Below are 4,510 nucleotides of genomic sequence, written 5' to 3' on the forward strand. Positions count from 1 at the left end.
GGGAGGTCTCTACCGTTAAAAGGAGAACACCAGCTAGCTCTCCCTTTATAATGGAATCCTGCTTGGATCATGCAAGCATCAATCGTTGCATTCTCATTGTTGCTTAACTTTTGAACTTCATCCTCAAGATAATTAAGGTGTGGCAAACCACATTCTAGCAATGCTTTTCCTACCTCCGTAGAATCTGCTCCTAGCTTCTCCCACACAGCCGTCTCTCCTCGAGGAGGTTTATCAATGTTTTCAATGTCACATCCAGCAACCGTTAACAGAATGAGCAGGCTTAATAAATTAAACAACATTTTCATTTTTTGTTCCCTGTTCTCGTTGAATAAAGTTTGTTAAAACTAAATGAACCATAATTAATTTGACACTCACGACTTGCATCAGCATAACAATTATGGGGGCTCGGGTTAAGGCCCAAGACCGCTCTCCCCATCTCTCTGATTGGATTAGTTGCTATAGTAAATAAACTGTTTGCTGCAAATATTGTCATATAAAAAGGATTTTTTATACCTTTCTCCAAAAGTGAAAAATCTAGATTTAAAGGCGCCTTATAAGCCGTAGGCCAATTATAACCAATCACTGTACTAATGGGGTCTAACATATGACCTTGTGTGTAGATATAATTTTTTTCGCCATCGCTTAGATAATCTACTGTATTGGCCATCGATTGCATGTGAGCAGCCGCTCCAACAAGATAGAAGTCTGTTTTCTTGGCTACACCGTGGATACCATGTTCTTGCAAGTCATTTGCTCCATTGCTTACTGTTATGGTACCACGGCTATGCGCACTAACAATAGCATTGTCATTGCCATAACGATAGATAAAATCTTGGAACTTTTTGGTTGAATTGGTCAACCCCCAAGAGCCCCCTTCAAAAAACTTTTGATAAAATGCTACCCCTAATTCTACCAGCACATCGTCAGCTTGGGGAAAGTATGTAAAATAAAGGGGACCATTTTTATTAACAGCCAATTGGACAGCATTACCGGCTGCTTCATCTGGTGAATTAAAAATGCCATTGTAGAACATATAAACAGCACCATTAGGGCCTTTTTGTAAATGCTTTTCTTCCTCTGGCTTTAAAAAGTGATACAGAGTGATATATTTTCCATCACTGCCTTTTATAGGTTTTCCATTTTCATCGGTTAAATAGAGGACATTGCCATTTTCATCATGCGCAACCTCACCTACTGGGTGCTCTTTGACATTTGTGATTTTATAAATTTTATCAAGGTATCCCAATCCTTCATCCGATAAATCATTGATCATATCTACGCGATTATGAACGATCCCCTCAAGCGATGTGGCGTCCACCGGTGCAACGGCTTGGTGGGCTGTAGCGGTGTTGCGGTTGAGAGAGCCAATGATTTGTCCAGCATCTTGCCCCATCGCCCTCTGTCCATTTGTATCAGTAAGGATGATAGTCCCATCGCTGATAGCAGATTTGGTTTCCCCTTCTGCTGCATCCTTGGCTTTTCCATGACTTAAAACATTCTTGGCAATGTTCTTTATCGTGTCATTCCCAGAAAGGCTAAACCCATGGCTGCTGGCTTTAGCATGGGCACTGTTGTTGATGTCACTGGTGCTAATGCTTCCTGTGGTCAGGCTGTTTTTATCTGCTGGCGCGGTGCTTTCAATAATACCTCCGGTTAGGGTCGTTTTGTCTTTAACGTTGATCTTAAAGCCGCCATCACCCGCTTTGATGCCTGATTGTTCCACAACACTGTGATAATCGCTAGAGGATTTATCCTTTTGGAAAGAGGCACTCATGGAGCCCCCACCACCCGTTTGTCCAGCACCAAAACCAGCAGAAACAGAGTTTTGCTTACTGGAAGTTTGTCCCGTATCACTGCGGCTGGTAATGGCGAAATCACCCCCTACTTCCATTTCTACACGCTCTCCAGAAACCACGGCGCCTGCCAATGTGGTGTTTGCCTGACTTATGGTATGAACAGTGCCAGTGCCTATAATATGGCTGTTTTTGTGTTGAACTTCCTCACTGGAACCTTCCCCTTGACTAAAAGCAGCACTACCCGTTGCCCCTGCGCCACCCGTGCCATAACCGGTGCCAACACTCATTGAAGCACTTTCACTGCTATTTTGTGTGCTTTGCGTGTTTTGTGCACTTTCAAAGATGATATCTTTACCTGCTTCCATGGTGATATTTCCGCTCTGTGCATCATTGTCCAGCACATAGATTGGATTGGTACCAGCAATAATATCGGCGCCAACACTATGGATGCTGCCTTCGTGAGCATGCATGTTGACAGCACGCCCGCCTTCTATACTATTTGTTACCGCAGTAGATGTCTGAACAGAGGCTTCTGTTTTCTCAGTTTTAAAGCCCACGGTTACACTGCCAGATGCGCCAGCCATATTGGCAAGAGCATCCTTGGTGGCCCCCCCTATCCCTCCTAATGGGTTACTCAGTCCTTTGGTTATGTTCCCCTTTTCCCCTGTGTTGCCAGTCAGCCAATTAACAAAATTCCTGCCTTTGTTAAAGAGGTGATTGATTTTCATGCCGGTCAGTATGCCATTAAGAACGGTGTTATTGCCATCCTTATTGTTCATACGGTCCGCTGAATCTTTTAAGCCTTGTACCGTGCCAAGGACACCGATATCAGCAGAGGCTGTCACACCAGCAAAGGACTTTTCATGCTTTTCTTTTGCGTTAGAGGTATCATAGCTTTCTGATAGGGTGATATTATTGCCAGCATCAATGTTGACATCACGATCCGCCGAAACAATGGTTGCTTGTAAATTCACATCATTGCCACCATTGATCTGCACATCTTTGCCCGCCTTGAAATGAGATGGCGTATTGGTATTTTCCCATTGGTCCCCTGTGTCTTTGGCGCTCGCAATTCCAACACCTACAGAAGCACCGCTAGGGTTCTTTTCAAACTGAAACCCAAAACCTGTGCGTTCTTCCTTTGAGCTTGCGCTATGACGATTGTGACCAGGTGAAACATTCACATCATGGGCTGCCGAAACATGAATATTTTCTTGCGCAGTAAAATCAGAGCCCACCACGTTCACATCTTTTTTGGTGGCGGTGATGGTGATATTGCCATCAGCATTGAGAGAAGAACCTTGATGTTCAAAACTTTCTTCATTTTCTGTCTTTCCCTCACTCCCATATATCGACACAAAGCCCTTGCCTGATCCCACACCAAAACCCGTTTCATGGGTCTCTGAATGGCTGCTATGATGATCTGTCATGCCATCAATTGTCACATTTTCTCCCGTCACATGAATATCTTCATTTGCAAACATATGAGAAGCAGTGATTGTGGTCTCTTTGTCTGATTGCGTGATAATGTTGCCCGTTGCCCCAAGAACAGAGGAGACCGTTGTGCTATGCGATTGAGAGCTATCGGACGATTCCTCATGCAAAAAGCCACTTGATGACGATTGTGCTTGCTGATCCAAGTGTTCTTGGGCGCCTTTGATGACAATCTTTCCCCCAGAGTGAATAGTAATATCCGCTTGTTTCTGATCTCCCAGTGCTTCCTCTCCTGACGTTTCCTCTGCCTTACCGGCTATGAGCGTCGAGGCTAAAATTTCCGTGTTGTTTCCAGATTCAATGGCAACGCCTTCACCCCCAGATATGAGTGAACCGGAAACTTGGGTAGCATCCACCTTGTTATGAACGGATTTGCTGCTACTAAATGCTCCACCGTCTTTATGATACGACATCTCATAGTGTAAGCTATCCTCTGCATTGGTGATCAGGACATCGTGGCTACCTTTCAGCCCCACCTTGCCATCAGCCGCAACAGAACTACCTGTGATGCTAAGATCATGCGGCTTGCCATCCTGCCCTGCAATGACAGTGGTATCACCCCCAGATTTTATCGAAGAGCCAACTGCATGAGAGGCTTGCATATCCACTTTCGTGTTTTTGGCGCGAAGATGATACTCCACTTCATCGTTTCTCACCCCTATCGCTATCTCCCCTTGGGCGCCAAGACCAACATTGCCCTTCGCATCGATATCGGAAGCAGCAATATGGATATCTTGACCTGAGATGACAGTGGTATCTTTTCCAGAACTTAAATGAGAGCCATTGTGCAAGGCAACATGAGAGGTTTGATCCCCGCGATGGCTATTGGCACTGTTGCGTGTGGCATCAATTGAAACGTTTTCTTTTGCCTGTAAGGAAAGATTATCCGTTGCTTGAACATCAGAGCCTAAGATATTCAAATCTTTTCCAGAGACAAGTGTCGTCGATCCTCCAGAGTTGAACGCCGATTTATGATGCATGGTGGCATCACCCTGTTCATCATGGTAATGGGTTTCTGCTGAACCGATCGTCAAGTTGCCTTGTTCTGTAGCCATGGCAAGATCACCTCCGGTGGTGATCCCCACCCCTGAGGCGGTGATATCTTGTTTAGCAATCACGCTCGCATTGCCCCCAGCAGAAAGCGCCTCGGTGTTTAAAACAGTCTCCACGCCGTCAACCTTTGTGCGCCCTGCATCCAAACGAATATTCTTCTCCGCAAG

General features: G+C 45.2%; 2 protein-coding genes. Both read right to left on the reverse strand.

The genetic code is table 11. From position 1 onward, the window contains the following. Window positions 1-305, reverse strand: a 305-nt coding sequence (locus tag U736_RS0108455) for a hypothetical protein (RefSeq protein WP_026500661.1), incomplete at its 3' end; no start/stop codon positions are given. After that, the coding region (locus tag U736_RS11295; RefSeq protein ID WP_034452099.1) for a hemagglutinin repeat-containing protein at window positions 302-4,510 on the reverse strand (4,209 nt) is incomplete at its 5' end. The genes U736_RS0108455 and U736_RS11295, both read right to left, overlap by 4 nt.

Source organism: Bartonella grahamii ATCC 700132, assembly GCF_000518085.1.
Classification (GTDB): Bacteria; Pseudomonadota; Alphaproteobacteria; order Rhizobiales; family Rhizobiaceae; genus Bartonella; species Bartonella grahamii.